Raw genomic sequence first — 16,729 nt, forward strand, 5'->3', positions numbered from 1 at the left:
CGTGGTGTAGCTATTACTCGCCAGTAATTGCTTGCTGGCGCAGGTCTGGCGCGTGGTGGGAGTGATCGGATGTCCGGAAACGGGTTCAGCGGTGCGTCCGGAATGCGGATCGGCGCGGCGCTCGCGCTCGCCGCGGTCGCCGGCGGGACGGCCCTGGCGGCCACGCCCGCGAGCGCGCAGCCGGGCCGCGCGGCCACCGGTTACGACTACCGGGAGATCACGATCCCGAGCACCGGCGGCGTGAAGCTGGACGGCAACGTGTTCGTCCCGCGCACGCCCGGCCCGCACCCGGCGATCGTGTTCATCTCCAGCTGGTCGCTGGAGGACCACGAGTACGTCGCGCAGGCCGCGAGGTTCGCCGCGAAGGGCTACATCGTCCTCAGCTACACCGCGCGCGGCTTCTTCAACTCCGGTGGCGGCATCGACGTCTCCGGCCCGGACGACTGGGCGGACGGCTCGAAGGCGATCGACTGGCTGGTCGCGCACACCGACGTGGACCGCGCCAGGATCGGCCTGTCCGGGATCTCCTACGGCTCGGGGATCAGCCAGCTCGTCGCCGCGCACGACAAGCGGGTCGCCGCCGTCGTCGCCATGGACACCTGGGGCGACCTCGTCCAGTCCCTCTACGCCAACCAGACGCGGCACATGGGCGCGTACACCGTCCTCGCCGGGTCCGGGCGGCTCACCGGCCGGTTCAGCCCGACCACGGACAAGATCATCAATGACTTCGGGGCCAACCGGAACGTCCCGGCGCTGATCAAGTGGGGCGCCGTCCGGTCGCCCGGCACCTACCGGGCGCGGCTGAACGCCCGCAAGGTGCCGGTCTTCATCTCGAACAGCTATGGCGAGACGCTGTTCCCGCCGAACCAGGTGCTCGCCCACTTTGCCAAGCTGACCGGGCCCAAGCGCCTCGACCTGTCGATCGGCGACCACGCCACGGCGCACCTCACCGGGATCTTCGGCATCCCCAGCCGGACCTGGGACGACGCGCACCGCTGGTTCGACCACTACCTGCGCGGCGCGGACAACGGGATCGACCGCGAGCCGCAGATCTCCGCCGAGACCGCCTGGTCCCGGAAGATCGAGCCCTACCGCGACGTCGCCGCCTTCACCGGACGCCCCGAACACCTCACCCTCGGCGCCCCCGGCCTGCGCGACGGGTCCCTCTCCAGCGGGACGTCCGGACCCGGGTGGACGAAGCGGCTGCCGTCCGGGCTGGACAGCGACGCCACCGGAGGCATCCTGATCGTCAGCGGCGCCCTCCAGACCTTCGGCCTCCCCAACGCCAAGCCGATGAGCGAGATCTCCCGGTACGCCGGCGGGGTATGGAGCACGCCTGTCTTCACCGCCACCAAGCGGCTGCGCGGCGCTCCCAAGCTGGAGCTGACCGTCCGGCCGGGGGCGAAGTCCGCGACCGTCGTGGCCTACCTCTACGACGTGGACGCCACCGGGACCGGCCGCCTGATCACCCAGGAGGCGTCCACCCTGCCGTCCGCCGTCCCCGGGCGGACGTACCGGCTGCCGATCTCCCTCCAGGCCACGTCCTTCGACGTCCCCGCCGGGCACCGCGTCGCCCTCGTCGTCGACACCAAGGACCCCCTCTACGGCGACGCCGACGTGCCGTTCACCACGACCGAGATCCGGTCCCCGTCCACGCTCGACCTGCCCGTGGGCTGACCCTCCGCGCACACCCCCGGACGGCGCGTCCGAAAACGAGCGGCCTTCCCCGAAGAATCGGCGTTCACCCGATGATCAGGCGAAAAGGTCGTTATGTTATGTGCTCCGCAGGCGCTAGGGTGCCCTTCGCGCCGCACGGCGAGGATTTCGGACGTCACGGTGGGGGTGCCGCGACGTGACGGAGAGGTGACGGGGTTTGAGTGGGGACCGAACCCGCGGAGGGTCGCTGCGCGGCCTCGTCCGCCGCGACCGGCTGACCGGCCAGATCGCCTTCGCTCTCGTCGGCGTGCTCGCCGTGAGCGCGATCGTCTACGGCATCGGCACCGCCAGCGCCCGCTATCGGATCTCCGATGTCGGGTCCTGGCTGTCCGCCACCGCCAAGGGCATGATCGTGCACGCCAACGGCCTGGCCGGCAAGGTGGACGGCAAGGCCAACATGATCCCGCAGATGCGCGGGCACCACGTCAAGATCGTCCAGGACGGCACGACCGTGCTGCTCATCGACACCGACACCGGCGTCGTCAGCCGCATCGACCCGTCCCAGCTGACCGTCCAGACCAGCCGCGACCTCGGCACCGCGGGCGTCCAGGTCGTCGCCGGCGGCAACGCCGCCTACTCGGTGGACGCGGTCAAGGGCACCGTCCAGCGCATCGACCCCGTCTCCCTCGCCGGGATCGGCCAGGCCCTCACCCTGCCGCTGCCCCTCGGCCAGGCCGGGATCGACGCCGCCGGAACCCTCTGGGTCCCCGCACCGAAGACCGGCCAGCTCTTCCCCGTCCGCGCCGGGGCGCAGGGCACCCCCGTCCAGGTCGGACGCCCCGGCGACGCCCTCGGCCTCACCATCGCCGCCGGAACCCCGGTCGTCACCGACTCCTCGTCCGCGACGGCCCTGGTCGTCCGCCCCGACGGCACCCAGAAGATCAACCTGCCCGGCGCGGTCGCCCGCGTCGCCGGCGGCCTGAAGACCCCGCCCGTCGCGGACGGCCAGACCGTCCCGATGCTCGGCGACGGCGGCTCCCTCTACCTGCTGGACTCCGGCGCCGGACGGCTCAGCTCGGTCGCCCTCCGCGTCCCGGGCCACGAGTACGAGCCCCCGAACATCCTCGGCCCCCGCGTCTACCTCCCCGACCGCACGGCGGGCCAGCTGATGATCTTCAACACCGAGACCAACGACTGGGAGCGCCCCGTCCAGGCCGCTCGTCCGGGCACCCCGTTCGACGTGACCGTCCGCGACCACATGCTCTGGGTCAACGACCCGGACGGCGCCACCGCCTACGCCTTCGACCCGAACGGCTCCCAGAAGGCCATCAAGAAGTACGACGACAAGGTCCCCGGCGGCAACCGCCGCCCCATCCCCAAGCCCGCCGCCGGCGGCGGCCCCGACGGCAACAACAACGGCGGCGGCAACCCCGGCGACCACGGCGGCAAGCACCCCACCCAACCCCCGCCGCCCCCACCCCCCGGCGCGCCTGCCCTGCCCACCAGCGTCAAAGCGACGCCTGCGGGTGACGGCTCGATCAAGGTGGACTTCACGGCCGCGCACCAGAAGGCGGACAGCTTCCCGATCACCCGATATGTACTGATGGACGACGCCGGAAGTCCGGTGGCGGGCGTCACGCCACGTCAGTACCCGGGCACCGCGTCCGGGGGCTCGTTCACCGTGACCAACCTGGTGTGCCAGGCCGGGACATACGGTTTCAAGATCGCCGTTGAGTACCGGGACAAGGGCAAGAAGCCCCACACGGTGATGACCGGGGTCGTCTCCGCCAAATCGTGTCTTCCCCCGGGTAAGCCGACCAACTTCGCGGGGACTGCCGGGAACCACACCGCACGGCTGACGTGGGGCGCCGCCAGGGGCGCGTCCAACTACCGGTTGAGCACGGAGAGTGGGGAAGTCGACACCACCGTGACCGGGACCTCCTACACCGCGACGGGGCTCCCCAACAACAAGTCGTACAAGTTCACATTGACCGCGTTCAACGGCGCGGGCAGCAGTCAGGGCTCGATCAAGACCACGGTGGATCTCAAGTACCCGAACCCGCAGTTCCAGAACAAGGCCAATGACGTGACCAACACGCTCATCCGGCCGGGGGCGGCCAACTCCGGAGAGATCGGCAAGATCATGAAGGGGCAGTACATCCCCATCACGGTCATCTGCATGGTGCAGGGAGGGCCGCGCACCGAGGACCAGACGGGCGAGAGCAGCACGTGGTGGGACCGGATTCAGTGGAATGGCGGAGTCGGCTACCTCAGCGTGACGTCGATGCAGGGACCTCGCCAGCCCGACGACACGGTGTACGAGTGCTCGGATTGATGAGGGAAGTGGCATGACCGGGGGACAGGTGCGGGAACTGGAGGCGTTGGCGGGGAGGTTCTCGCAGATGTTCGGGGCGCTGGCCTCGAATGTGGAGCGGGTGATCCGGGGGAAGCGGGAGAAGGTCGAGCTCGCGCTGGTGTGCCTGCTGAGCGAGGGGCACCTGCTGGTCGAGGACGTGCCGGGAGTCGGGAAGACGACGTTGGCACGTGCCATCTCCGCGTCGGTCGAGGCGAAGTGGGCGCGGATCCAGTTCACGCCGGACCTGCTGCCCAGCGACATCACCGGGGTGTCGATCTTCAACCAGGGGGCGAACGCGTTCGAGTTCCATCCCGGGCCGATCTTCGCGAACCTGGTGGTGGCGGACGAGATCAACCGCGGCTCGCCGAAGACGCAGTCGGCGCTGCTGGAGGTCATGGAGGAGCGGCGGGTGACGGTGGAGGGGACGCCGCATCCGGTGCCGCGCCCGTTCATGGTCATGGCGACGCAGAACCCCGTGGACATGGACGGCACGTACCCGCTGCCCGAGGCGCAGCTGGACCGGTTCCTGATGCGGATCTCGATGGGGTACCCGGACCACCGGTCCGAGGTGGCGGTGCTGGCGGGCGCGCCGAGCGGCGCGGCGATCGAGCAGCTTCCGGTGGTGGTCGGGGCGGCGGACGTGGCGCGGATGGTCGAGTTCGCGCAGCGGCTGCACGTCGCGCCACCGCTGCTGGACTACGTGGTGCGGCTGGTCGCCTCGACGCGCGAGCACGCCGACCTGCGGCTCGGCGCGAGCCCGCGGGCGAGCCTGGCGCTGCTGCGCGCGGCGCGGGTGCGGGCGGCGGCGGCCGGGCGCGCCTACCTGGTGCCGGAGGACGTGAAGTCGCTCGCGGTGCCCGTCCTCGCGCACCGGCTGATCGTGACGCCGGAGGCGGAGCTGCGCGGCCGGTCCGGCGCGGACGTGGTCGGCGAGGCGCTCGCGACGGTCCCGACGCCGCAGGCCGCGCCCGCCGGGGTGTGAGCGTGCGGGTGCTGACCCCGCTCGGCCGGGGCACGGCGGCGGCGTCCGCGGTGCTGTACGCGGCGGGCTGGTGGCTGGGTTACCCGGAGCCGGCGGCGCTGGCGGTGGCGGGGCTGGTCGCGGTGGTCGCGGCCGTTCTGTGGACGCTGCCGAGCCCGAACCTGGAGGTAGCGCGGGAGATCGCGCCGGTGAAGGTGCGGCGCGGCGAGCCCGCGTCCGGGGTGCTGACGGTGACCAACCGGGGCCGGTCGGTGCGCGGCCTGTCCGCGCTGGACGCGGCGGGCGCGACGAGCGTGGACGTGGCGGTCCCGGCGCTGCGGCGCGGCGCCCGCGAGACGGTGACGTACGCGCTGCCGACCGGACGGCGCGGGGAGATCCCGGTGGGGCCGCTGCGGCTGGTCCGGGCGGACCCGCTGAACCTGGCGCGGCGCGTCCGGGAGTACGGGTCGTCCGAAACGCTTCTGGTCAGGCCGAAGACCGTGCGGCTGTCGGTCCTGCCGTCGGGGCGGGCGCATCACCTGGAGGGGCCGACGAGCGACCGGTCCCCGGCCGGGACGGCGACGTTCCACGCGCTCCGCGAGTACGTCGTGGGGGACGAGCTGCGGCACATCCACTGGAAGTCGTCCGCGCGCACCGGGACGCTGATGGTGCGGCAGCTCGTGGACGCGAGCCTCCCGACGACCGCGATCGTCCTGGACGCCCGTCCGGACGCCTGGGCCGACCCCGACGACTTCGAGCTGGCCGTCGACGCGGCTGCGAGCGTGGCCGTGGACGCCGCCGGTGACCGCTTCCCGGTCCGCGTCCTGACCGGTGACGGCCCGGTCGCGGGCACGCGCGGCGGTCCCGAGGACGCCGAACGCCTCCTGGACGCGCTCACCGGCGTCACCTTCCAGGACACCGAGCGCCCGGCCGTGGACGCCGCCCGGCGCGTCCCGGCCGGAGGCTCGCTGATCGTCGTGGCGCCTGGGACGGACACCGACCTGGGCCGCATCGCATCCGTCCGGAACCGCTTCGACCGGGTCGTCCTTATCCGCGTTCGCCCGGAGGGCCCGGCTTCGCCGCCGCCCGGCGTCCACGTGATCGACATGGCGTCCCTGGACGACCTCGCCGCCGGTTGGCAGGCCCGATGACCGCGACCCGATTCCCCAAGCCGACCGGCCCGAGCGGCCCCACGCCGGCCGGCCCGGGCACTCCGGCGCCGACCGGCCCGGGCAGCCCCGCGTCCGCCGGGCCGGGCGCCCCCGCGTCGGCCGGGCCGGGCGGCCCCGCGTCGGCCGGGCCGGGCGGCCCCGCGTCGGCTGGGCTGGGCAGCCCCGCGTCGGCTGGGCCGGGGGTCGCCGCGTCGGCGCGGCCTGGCGCGTCCGCGCCGAACGGCGTGGGCCCTCGCCCGCACGTTTCTCCACCGACCGGAACGGAGATCCCGGTGGCGACTGGAGCGGAGGCTCCGTCGGCGGCCCGGGGCCGGTTCGCCGCGTCGACGGGAGGGCGCGCTCCAGCCCCGGCGGCGACCGGAGCGGCGCCGAAATCGGAACGCCTGAACCCGCTTGCGCTTCTCGGGACGCTGGCGGTCGTAGCGGCGCTCGCAGCCGTCGCGGGGCTGGCGTTCCATCGGGTTTTCGGGTTCGGGCCCGTGGTTCCGGTTGTTGCGGTCGCGGCGGTGGGGCCGTGCGTGCTGTCCGGATTGCTGGCCAGGTGGCCGCTCTGGACGTCCCTGATCGCGACCGTCCTCGGATGGTTCGGCGCGGTCGCGGCAACGGCCCTCCGGCCCGCGCTGGCCGACGGGACGTTCGCGCAGGCGCTGCGCGACGGCGTGCTGAGCTCATGGAAGACGATTCTCACGACGCTGCTGCCCGTCCCGCCGAAACCGGAGACGCTCGTCCTGGTGAGCCTGCTGACCTGGCTCGGGGCGTTCGGCGCGGCGGAGCTGGCCGTGCGGACGCGGTGGCGGGCCGCCCCGGCGCTGCCGCCGCTCGCGGTGTTCGGCGTCGCGCTGCTCCTCGGCGTGGACGGCCCGGGCTCGAACCTCCCGCTCGCCGCCGCGGCGGCCGTGCTGATCGGCGCGCTCGTCCTCACCAGGGGGAAGGGCGCGCGGGCGGCGCTGCTCGGCGTCCCGGCCGCCGCGGCGCTCGGCGCGGTCGCCTACCTGGCCGGGCAGTTCGTCCCGGTCTCAGGGGATCCGTACAACCCGCGCGAGCAGGTCCAGGCCCCGCCGCCGCAGCAGCGCGACAGCGTCAGCCCGCTGGACCGGGTCGGCGGCTGGCTGCTCAGCCCGGACCAGCCGATGTTCGCGGTCGCCGCGTCCCGCGAGGAGGACCAGCGGCTCGCCGTCCTGGACCGGTTCGACGGCGTGACCTGGACGTCGTCCGGGCGGTTCGTGCCGACCGGCAGCCGCGTCCCGGCGGGGGAGCACGACTCCGGGCGGCACCACCGGGTGGACGAGACGGTCACCGTCCGGAAGCTGCCCGGGATCTGGGTGCCCGCCGCCGACCGGCCCCGGATGGTCCGCGGCGTCGGCGTGGTCGTCGACCCGGCGAGCGGCGCGCTCGCCGCCGCGCAGCCGCTCCGGGACGGCCAGCGCTTCACGGTCGAGTCGAGCGTGAAGGAGTGGCGCAACACCGATCTGACCGGCCTGCACGTCGCGTCCGACGGCGAGGCGCAGGCCGACACGCAGCTGCCGTGGGGGCCGGGCGCGACGAAGCCGCCCGTCCAGCTCGCCGAGTTCCGCCGGTTCGCGAAGGCGGCCGTCGGGGACGCGACGGAGCCGCTCGACCAGGCGTTCCGGCTCGCCGACTACCTCAAGGGCTTCGCCCGGTACGACCCGACCGCGCCGCCCGGACACAGCTACCGGCAGATCGACTACTTCCTCGGGCAGGCGAAGCGCGGCACGCCCGAGCACTTCGCGACCGCGTACGCCGTCCTCGCCCGGACGATCGGCCTCCCGACCCGCGTCGTCGTCGGGTTCAGCGGCGGCACCCCGGCGAACGGGACGGTCGAGTACAAGTCCGGCGACGTGACCGTGTGGCCCGAGGTGAAGTTCGACGGCATCGGCTGGATGCGCTTCAACCCGCTGCCCGAGAGCGCGACCAAGTCGAACCGCAACAACTCGGTCGCGGCGGGCGAGACGCAGCGCAAGCTGGAGCAGGCGCAGAAGGCCGCGGTGTCCCGGCAGTCCGGGGCGGGCGGCGGACGCAGCCAGAACCCGCCGCCGCAGGCCAAACCCGCCCATAAGGACGCCGCGCCGCTCCCGTGGTGGGTGTACGCGGCGGGCGGCGCGGTCGCGCTCGTCCTGCTGTACGTACTGGTGGCGCTGCTCGCGCCGTCCGTCCGGCGGCGCCGCAGGAGGCGCTCGGACGACCCGTCCGAGCGGATCGCGGGCGCGTGGCGGCAGGCGCTCGACCACCTCGCGGACGTCGGCCTCGGCACGTCCCGGACGCTGACCGCCCACGAGGTCGCCGGGTTCGGCGCGGGCAAACTCGGCGAGCCCGCCCGCGCGCACCTCGGGCCGCTCGCCGACCTGGTCAACCGGGCCCGCTTCGCGCAGCCCGGCGGCGACCGGACCGAGGCGGGCCGCGACGCCGACCGCGCCTGGGAGCACACCGACCGGCTCGGACGCCTCGTCACCGCCGAAACCGGCCGCCTCCGCCGCCTCCGCCGTCGCCTGAACCCCCGCACCCTCCGCCCCCGCTGACAGCAGCAACACACGGAGCCGCTCCGAGACCAGGAGCATGCGCTCCGGGGCTAGGAGCACCCGTTCCAGGGTTAGGAGGCTGGCCCCAAAGTCATGAGGAGCCGCTTCGGGGGGAGTCGGCGGGGACGCGGCCTCGGGGCGGGCACCAGGACGAGTGGAAGTCCTCGTAGGGCCAGAAGGCCGAGCGGGCACCGGCGGCGTAGGCGCTCTGCAGGAAGTCGAGCAGGGTGCTGCGCGGGTCGTCCGCGGTGCGGACGGCGTCGTAGGCGAGCCGGGCCTGGTGGGTCATGCCGGTCGGTTCCCAGGACGCCTCGGCGGGGGAGAGCGGCTGCTTGGTCAGGTCGCTCGGCTCGGGATGGGTGTAGGAGTAGAACGCCGACCGCGGCGAGTCGCGGTCGCCGGGCCACCAGCCGAAGCTGATCACCTCGTGGCTGTAGGCCTCGGCGGTGACCGGGTCCGCGCCGTCCATGGGCGGGGCGGTGCGGCCGGAGAACCGCGCGGTGGCGAGGTCGAAGCTGTGCCAGAACAGCTGCACCGGGCTCGCCTTGCCGTCGAACCAGCCCCGGTGCTCGCGGAACACCTCGTCCGTCCAGACCAGCGCGTCGCGGAACTTCTCGACGGCGGCCCGGTCGTAGGACGCGTGCTCGGTGTCGTCCGCGAACGGGGTGGTCATCGGGACGCCGAACGGCTCGGCCTTGATCTTCACCTCGATGCCCAGCTCGCGCAGCAGCGCTTCCAGCTCGTAGTAGAAGCCGGACACCGACAGGCCGTCCCGCAGCGGGATCGCGTCCTCGCGGTCGCGGGTCCGGACCACCAGCCGGTGCCGGATGAGGTCGAACGACAGGCGGAAGTTGACGCCGTCGTGCAGCAGGCGCTGGGTGGAGTACCCGTGCTCGTCGACCCGGAGCGTCACGTGCCACCAGTGGTTGCGCGGCTGGGTCGAGGCGAGCTGGATCTTCCCCACGATCTGCGTCCACAGGTGCAGGGTGTCCTTGGTGTCGGCCCATTCGGCGTAGGGCAGATCGGGCGGTGCGGTGCTCATGCCCCGCCCCTACCCAGACCGGACGTCGCGCATGACCCGGGACGGGTGTTCTGGTCAGACCGGACCGGTTCTTTGCCCTCAGCGAGGCAGCGGCGGCGGGAACGTGTTGCGCGCGAACCGGACGGGACGCTCCGAATCGTTCACATACGCGTACGGACGATCGCTCGCGAACCGGACGGCGTGCCCGGCGGGCAGGACGATCCGGTCCGCGCCGAGCTCCAGCGCCAGCCGCCCGGACATCACGAGGATCATCTCCGTCGTCCCGGCCGGGTCGGGATCGGCGTCGTAGCGGTCGCCGGGCGCGAGCCGCCAGTCCCACAGCTCGTTCCCGGCGGAGGCGACCGCGATCCGGCCGTGGCCGCCGTCCGCTGACGCCCACGGCGCGACCATCGCCTCGGGCGCGACGACCGTGATCTCCCCGGCCCGCTCCGCGCCGACGAGCTGGGCGAAGGTGAGGCCGAGCGCGCGGCCGACCCGCTCCAGCGTGCCGAGGCTCGGGTTGGCCTCGCCCTTCTCGATCAGCGTGAGCATCCGCCGGCTCACCCCGGACCGCTCGGCCAGCTCGACCAGCGTCATGCCCCGGTCGGCGCGCCGTGCGCGCAGCGTGCGCGCGACGGTGGCGATGATCCCCTCACCAGCCGCCCCGATGGTCTCCTCGCCGGTCGCCCCGCCGGACGCCGCGCCGGACGCCGCGCCGGACGCCGCGCCGGACGCCGCGCCGGACGCCGCGCCGGACGCCCCGCCGGACGCCGCGCGGTTCGGCCCGGTGGTCCCTTCGTTGGTCATATGAGAAATATATTGCGCATATCCTGGAGCGCGAGGCCAAGTACGGAAAGGATGTTGCCCACGATGACCGATCCTGAACCCAGGCCGGTGCGGACGCCGACGGCGGCCGACCTGGCTGCGGCGGCCGGCCGCGTCGCGGCGGTGCTCGCGCCCACGCCGGTGCTGCCGACCGCGCTCGCGCCCGGCGCGCTGCTCAAGGCCGAGACGCTGCAGCCGACCGGCTCGTTCAAGATCAGGGGCGCGCTGTCCGCGCTCGGCGCGCTGCCGGACGGCGCGCCCGCGGTGACCGCCAGCGCCGGGAACCACGGCCTCGGCTTCGCCCACGCCGCCGCGCGGACCGGCGCGGACGCGACCGTCGTGGTGTCCGAGCACGCGTCCCCGGCGAAGGTCGCCAAGATCGCGTCCTACCCGGTCGCGCTCGTCCGGCACGGCGCGGACTACGACGCCGCCGAGGCGCACGCGCTGTCGCTGCCCGGCCGGTTCGTCTCGCCCTACAACGACCCGGACGTGATCGCCGGGCAGGGCACGATCGGCGTCGAGCTGGACGCGCAGACCGAAGGACCGCTGACCGTCGTGGCGCCGGTCGGGGGCGGCGGCCTGCTCGCGGGCCTCGCGCTGTGGGCGTCCACGCGCGACGACGTGCGCCTGGTCGGGGTCGAGTCGTCGGTCTCGCGCGCGGTCTCGGCCGCCGTCTCGGCCGGCCGGACCGTCCCCGTCGAGGTCGGCGACAGCATCGCGGACGGCCTGGTCGGCAACCTCGAACCCGGCTCGGTCACCCCGTCCGTCATCGCCGCGGCCGGCGCCGTCCTCACGCACGTCTCGGACGCCGAGCTGCGCGCCGCGATCCGCTGGCTGTTCACCGAGCACGGCCTGGTCGCCGAGGGCGCGGGCGCGGCGGGCGTCGCGGCCGTCCTAGCCGGGAAGGCCGAGATCGCCGGGCGGCTCGTGGTCGTCCTGTCCGGCCGCAACGTCACCCCGGACACCTACCTGGAGGCGATCACCCATGCCTGAACTTCCCGCCCAGCCCGCGAGGCCGACGCCCATCGTGCTGACCGAGGAGCGCGTCCGGGCACTGCTGCCGCTGCCCGCCGCGATCGAGGTGACCCGGGACGCGCTGGTCGCGCACGCGGCCGGGCGCGTCACCCAGCCCGACCCGTGGCACCTGGAGATTCCCGAGGCGCGCGGCGAGGTGCACATCAAGGGCGCCTACGTGCACGGCAGCGGCTACTACGCGGCCAAGCTCGCCACCGGCTTCTACGGCAACGGCGCGAGGGGGCTTCCGGTGTCGTCCGGGCTGAGCGTCGTCGCGGACGCCGTCACCGGCTTCCCCGTCGTGATCGCGCTGGACGGCGGCTACCTCACCGACGCCCGGACGGCCGCCGCCGGCGCGCTCGCGACCGCCGCGCTGGCCCGTCCGGACGCCGAGGTCGTCGCGCTGGCCGGCCCCGGGATCATCGGCGAGCTGACCGCCGAGGCGCTGCTGTCCCTGCGGAACCCGGCCGAGCTGCGGATCTACGGCCCGACGCCGGAACGGGCGCGCGCCGCCGCGGGCCGCCTCTCCGCGATCGGCGGCTGGACGGTCACCGCCGTCCCCGGCGCACGCCAGGCGATCGAGGGCGCGGACATCGTGATCACCGCGACACCGACCCGGGCCCCGCACATCGACGGCGCCTGGCTCGCTCCAGGCGCGCACGTCACGGCCCTGGGCGCGGACATGACGGGCAAGCGCGAGCTCATGCCGTCCGTCCTCGAACGCGCGGGCGTGATCGCCGCCGACGACGTGGCGCAGAGCCGCGCGGTCGGCGAACTCCAGTACGCGCCCGGCCTCCCGGCCGTCGCGCTCGGCGACGTCCTGGCGGCCCGCGTCCCCGGCCGCACCGACCCGTCCCAGATCACCGTCGCCGACCTCACCGGCCTCGGCGCCGAGGACGCCGCGGTAGGCGCCCACATAGCCGCCCAAACCGCCGCCGAAGCCTGACCCGCACCCGCCCTCGGACGGGTCGGTCCCTTCGAGCGGACGTCCGGAGTCGCGCGGGCCGGTGCTCGGCGGGGCCGTCCGAACTGCGGGGGCCGGTGCTTGGCGCGGACGTCCGGAACTGCGCGGGTCGGCGGTTGGCGCGGACGTCTGGAACCGCGCGGGTCAGTCCTTGGCGCGGTTGTCGTGGACGCAGACGGGCTTGGACCACGAGACGTCGGCCGGGCCGTTCTGGTTGACCCGCAGGACGGCACCGACGCGCAGGCAGTAGGTGCCCTTCGGGTCGAGACCCGGGACGGTCACCGACCGCGCGTTGGTGCCCGCGGTGATCACCTGGGAGCGGCCGAACGGCTGCCGCTGCACGATGATCGGCAGGTTGGCGGCGTTCGGCGGCAGCGTCCAGGCGAGCAGCGCGGTGCGGCCGCCGGGCTTGACCTTCACGTTCTGCGGACGCGTCGTCCGGAACAGCTCCTTCGACAGCGGCATCGGCGTGTTGCCGTCCGGCTGGTTGCCCTGCACGCCCTCGCCCGCCGTCGTCCCGGCGGAGCGCTTGGGCGAGGGGCCCGAGCCGTCCCCGCCGCCGCTCGCCAGCACGAGCGCGCCGATCCCCGCGGCCGTGCCGCCGACCAGCGCGACCGCCGCCGCGATCAGCAGGCCGCGGCGCGGGCCGTCCCGGCGGGGCTCGCCGGCGGTGTGGCCGAGCGTGCTCGCCTCGGGCCCGGACGGAGGCCAGGCCGGGGCCGGTGCGGCGCCCGGGGGAGCGGTGTGCGGCGGGACGGGCGCGGCGGGCATCCCCGGCGTTCCGGGCTGTGAAGCGGCGTCCGGCAGGCGTCCCGGGGCGGTGGGCGCCCACTCGGGCACGGCAGGCGGACGCGGATGCGTGGGCAGCCCCGGGAACCCCTCGCCGGACTGCGCGGCGAGGTCCTGCAGCGCGTCGCTGTGCGCGATGTCGGTGACCGGCAGCCCGAGATCGCGCTGGACGGCCTGGAACGCGCGCGCGAACTCGACCGCGCTGCCGAACCGCTGCTCGGGGATCTTCGCCATCGACTGCGCGATCACCCGCTGCACCGGCGGCGGGACGTCCGCGCGCTGGATCGGCGGCGGCGGCTCGTTCAGGATGCGCATCATCAGCTGCGCGATGCCCTCGCCCGCCGGGCCGCGGAACGCGGGCTTCCCGGCGAGCAGCTGGTAGAGCGTCGAGCCGAGCGAGTAGATGTCGGACGCCGGGCCGGGCTGGCGGCCCTCCAGCACCTCGGGCGCCGCGTGGTGCGGGGTGAACGCCTGGGTGTGGGACGCGTCCTGGTTGTCCACGAGGCGGGCGATGCCGAAGTCGGCGAGCGCGGGCTCGCCGTACCGGGAGACCAGGATGTTCTGCGGCTTGACATCGCGGTGCAGCACGTCCGCCTCGTGCGTGGCGGCGAGCGCCCCCGCCATCTTCACCCCGATGCGCAGCACGTCGGGCACCGGCAGCGGACCCTCGCGGCCGAGCCGGTCGGCCAGCGACCCGTGCTCGAAGTACTCCATCGCGATGTAGGGGCGCCCGGCGCCGGTGAGGCCGGTGTCGAGGACGGTCACCACGTTGGGGTGGTCGGACAGCCGCCCGGTGATCCGGCACTCGCGCTGGAAGCGGCGCATGGCGTCGTCGTCGACCGTGCCGAGCGACAGCACCTTCAGCGCGACCTGGCGGTCCACCGTGTCCTGGCGGGCGCGGTAGACGACGCTGAACCCGCCCTCGCCCACCTGCTCCAGCACCTGGTAGCCGGGCACGTCCTCGCTCGTCGTGCTCATGGGCGGGCGGTTCCTCCGGGGTTCTGGGCGGGGGCCGGCGGCGGGGGCTGGTCGCAACAGCGTAGTACGGGGACGAAACGGGCGGGCCCGCCTTCGTCCGGCCGGACCGCGGAGGCGCCCGCCGCGCCGCCCCTGGAACCCGCCCGCCGGGCCACCCCTGGAACGCGCCTGCCGGGCCGTACCGCGGAACGCGTCTGCCGCGCCGCTCCGGCATCGCCTTCACGGGGGTTTTCCGCGGTCCTTCGCGGACCGCATTGCCGGGAAATAAAAGGTATATCCGGCGACGTGGTTAAGCGTTCTCTCAATTCCGGGTCGGCGGGCCTTCGCGCTCCCTAGCTTGGGCCTGTCACCGATCCCTGGACAGGAGCAGAAGGAGCCGCCGCGATGCCGGAAGACGCCATGACGAAGGCCGGAGCGGAGTCGCGCTACTGCGAACTCGTCCGGCTGGCGTACCTCGTCCTTCCGGGGACCGAGAAGCGCGCCTACCGCCTCGCGCTGGCCCGCCGCATCGTCGACGGCGCGGTCGCCGGACGGTCCGGACCGCGCGCGCTGATGGGCGAGGCCGAGCCGCGCGCGCCGCTCGGCGGGGCCGAGGCGCACACGCTGATCGGCGAGGCCGAGCCGGGCGCGCACACCAAGGACGCGCACGTGCCGGGCGACGCCGCGGAGTACGAACGGCTCCGCGAACGCGTCCTGCGCCGCGCGGTCCGGCCGTCCCGGATGCTGCGCGTCGGGCTCGGCCCCTGGCTGCGCGCGCTCCCCGGACGGCTGCCCGACCCGGCGCTCACCGGCGCGCTCGCCCGGATGGACGCCCCGGTCCGCGTCGCCTGCGTGCTGCGCCTGGTCGCGGGCCTGCACCGCTTCGAGGTGCGGGACGTGCTGGTCGGGCTCGGCGTCCGGGACCCGTGGAAGGCGATCGAGGAGGCCGAGCGGGTCCGGCTGCCCGCGCCCGCCGTGCCGTTCGAGCCCGCGTCGGCCCGTCCCGTCCGGCGCCGTTCCCGGCTGCCGGTGGTCGCCGCGTCCGTGCTCACGGCCGGGCTGCTCGGCGCGCTGGTCGTGTCGGAGAACGGCGCGGCGCTCGGCGCGCGCGGCACGCACGGCCTGCGGCTGGTGTCGGCCGCGCCGTCCGCCTGGACGCGCGGTCCGCGCACGCTCGACGCCTGGCCCGCGCGCGGGGACCTCGCGTCCGACCGCGCCCTGTCCCGCGCCGCGCTCTCCGCGTGGGCCGCGCAGCACGGCCCCGGACGCGTCGGACGCGGCGCCACGCAACTCCTCTACGCCGGCCACCTGGACGGACGCACCGTCGCCGTGCTGCGGCACGGCGACCGCATCGCGCGCTACGCGGGCCCGGGCCGTCCGCTGGAGGTCGCGACGACGGGCGCCGACGCGTCCGCGCCGGTCGCGCTCGGCGGCGGCCGCTACCTGCTCGCGCCCTGGGACGCCAAGGCGGCCGTGCCCGGCGGCGACCGCGTCCACGTCCAGGACGGCGTGACCGACCCGATCGCCCCGCGCACCCGCTGCGGACGCGGCCCCGTCCTCGACCTGAGCGGCCCGGACGGCTCCCGCACCGTCGGCGACCTCGGCGGCGCCCGCCCCGTCATCCTCACCTACCGCTCCCCGACCACCCCACCCCCACCCACCCCCACCCACTCCGCAGCCGCCGCCGCGCAACCGACGCCCGCGCAGCCCGCCGGCGCGGGAGCGCCGTCCACGGGCATGCAGCCCACCGCCGCGCAGGCGGCGGCCGCCCGGCCCGCGAGTGCTCAGACCGCGGGCGCCCAGTCTGCGGGCGCGCGGCCCGCCGCCGGGCCTGTGACCGCGCAGAGCACCGCCGCGCAGACGCCGGGCGTCCGGCCCGCGAGTGCGCAGCCTGCGGGCGCGCGGCCCACCGGTGCACGGGCCGCGGGTGCGCAGGGCGCGGGCGCTCAGGGGATGCCGGGGAAGCTCGGTGGTGGGGGGTTGAAGTTGTGGGATCGGCTGGGGTGCGTGTTGCCGCAGCCGGCGCGGCCGGTCGAGCGTGCGGACGCGGCGGATTTCTGGTCCGGGTCCGTTCCGCATGGTGGCGGGGCGGCCGACTGGGTGTGCACCCGGTTCGACTTCGCGGGCGGCGGCAGCGCCGGGCAGGCCGCGCTGGTCGGGCACGCCGCAGACTCGACGCTGTCGGCGGGCGCGGGCGGGTGCGACGACCGGCGGCCGGTGTCCGGGCTCTGGTGGCGCGCGGAGGGCGGCCACTGGTACTACCTCGCCGCCGCCGGGCGCGGCCTCACGCCGCAGGCGGACGGCCCGCTCCGCCGCGCCGACGTGGCGGACCGCCTCCTGGTCGGCGTCCCGCACGGGGACGGGAAGACCCGCCCGGACGCGCCGGTCACCCTCGCCGCGCACGACGAATGACAGAGGAATCGAACTTTCGAAAGGCCGCGGCGGATTTCGCCGGCCCCGGCCTTTTCCCTGATAGT

Annotated in this window: 11 protein-coding genes; 8 read left to right on the top strand and 3 right to left on the bottom strand. The window is 74.8% G+C overall.

The features are described 5' to 3' along the window. The first annotated feature begins 69 nt into the window (after positions 1-69). The 5 genes from FHU30_RS08560 (at position 70) to FHU30_RS08580 (ending at position 8,682) form a co-directional block, all read left to right on the top strand. On the top strand, positions 70-1,677 hold the full coding sequence (locus FHU30_RS08560; RefSeq protein ID WP_253873703.1) for a CocE/NonD family hydrolase: 1,608 nt from the start codon (positions 70-72) through the stop codon (positions 1,675-1,677). 196 nt (positions 1,678-1,873) lie between these two features. After that, on the top strand, positions 1,874-3,991 hold the full coding sequence (locus FHU30_RS08565) for a fibronectin type III domain-containing protein (RefSeq protein ID WP_253873704.1): 2,118 nt from the start codon (positions 1,874-1,876) through the stop codon (positions 3,989-3,991). A 13-nt stretch (positions 3,992-4,004) separates the two neighbouring features. Then, positions 4,005-4,994, top strand: a complete 990-nt coding sequence (locus FHU30_RS08570) for an AAA family ATPase (protein WP_253873706.1) — start codon at positions 4,005-4,007, stop codon at positions 4,992-4,994. A gap of 2 nt (positions 4,995-4,996) precedes the next feature. Then, complete coding sequence (locus tag FHU30_RS08575) at positions 4,997-6,124, top strand: DUF58 domain-containing protein (protein ID WP_253873708.1); 1,128 nt, start codon at positions 4,997-4,999, stop codon at positions 6,122-6,124. A 293-nt stretch (positions 6,125-6,417) separates the two neighbouring features. Next, positions 6,418-8,682: a transglutaminase TgpA family protein gene (locus FHU30_RS08580; RefSeq protein ID WP_253873710.1), complete on the top strand. Its 2,265-nt coding sequence runs from the start codon at positions 6,418-6,420 to the stop codon at positions 8,680-8,682. 91 nt (positions 8,683-8,773) lie between these two features. On the opposite strand, the gene FHU30_RS08585 is transcribed toward FHU30_RS08580, so the two are convergent. Next, entirely contained in the window at positions 8,774-9,724 is a 951-nt protein-coding gene (locus FHU30_RS08585; RefSeq protein WP_253873712.1) for a DUF5996 family protein, read from the bottom strand. Positions 9,725-9,802: 78 nt separating this feature from the next. Next, positions 9,803-10,510: a helix-turn-helix domain-containing protein gene (locus FHU30_RS08590; RefSeq protein WP_253873714.1), complete on the bottom strand. Its 708-nt coding sequence runs from the start codon at positions 10,508-10,510 to the stop codon at positions 9,803-9,805. Between the two features lie 63 nt (positions 10,511-10,573). Here FHU30_RS08590 and FHU30_RS08595 point away from each other — a divergent pair, with 63 nt between their 5' ends. Next, positions 10,574-11,521, top strand: coding sequence for a threonine ammonia-lyase (locus FHU30_RS08595; RefSeq protein ID WP_253873716.1), 948 nt, complete (start codon positions 10,574-10,576; stop codon positions 11,519-11,521). Then, a complete protein-coding gene (locus FHU30_RS08600; RefSeq protein ID WP_253873718.1) occupies positions 11,514-12,488 on the top strand; it encodes an ornithine cyclodeaminase family protein in 975 nt (324 codons plus the stop codon). The genes FHU30_RS08595 and FHU30_RS08600 overlap by 8 nt, the downstream gene beginning before the upstream one ends. 162 nt (positions 12,489-12,650) lie before the next feature. Here FHU30_RS08600 and FHU30_RS08605 read toward each other — a convergent pair whose 3' ends face one another. Further along, entirely contained in the window at positions 12,651-14,273 is a 1,623-nt protein-coding gene (locus FHU30_RS08605) for a serine/threonine-protein kinase (RefSeq protein WP_253873720.1), read from the bottom strand. A gap of 384 nt (positions 14,274-14,657) precedes the next feature. Between FHU30_RS08605 and FHU30_RS08610 the strand changes: the two genes are divergently transcribed. Continuing rightward, positions 14,658-16,664 carry a hypothetical protein gene (locus FHU30_RS08610; protein ID WP_253873722.1) on the top strand — a complete coding sequence of 669 codons (2,007 nt, stop codon included), beginning with the start codon at positions 14,658-14,660 and terminating at the stop codon, positions 16,662-16,664. Positions 16,665-16,729 lie beyond the last annotated feature (65 nt).

Origin of the sequence: Actinomadura rupiterrae (assembly GCF_024172125.1) — a bacterium.
GTDB classification, from domain to species: Bacteria; Actinomycetota; Actinomycetes; order Streptosporangiales; family Streptosporangiaceae; genus Spirillospora; species Spirillospora rupiterrae.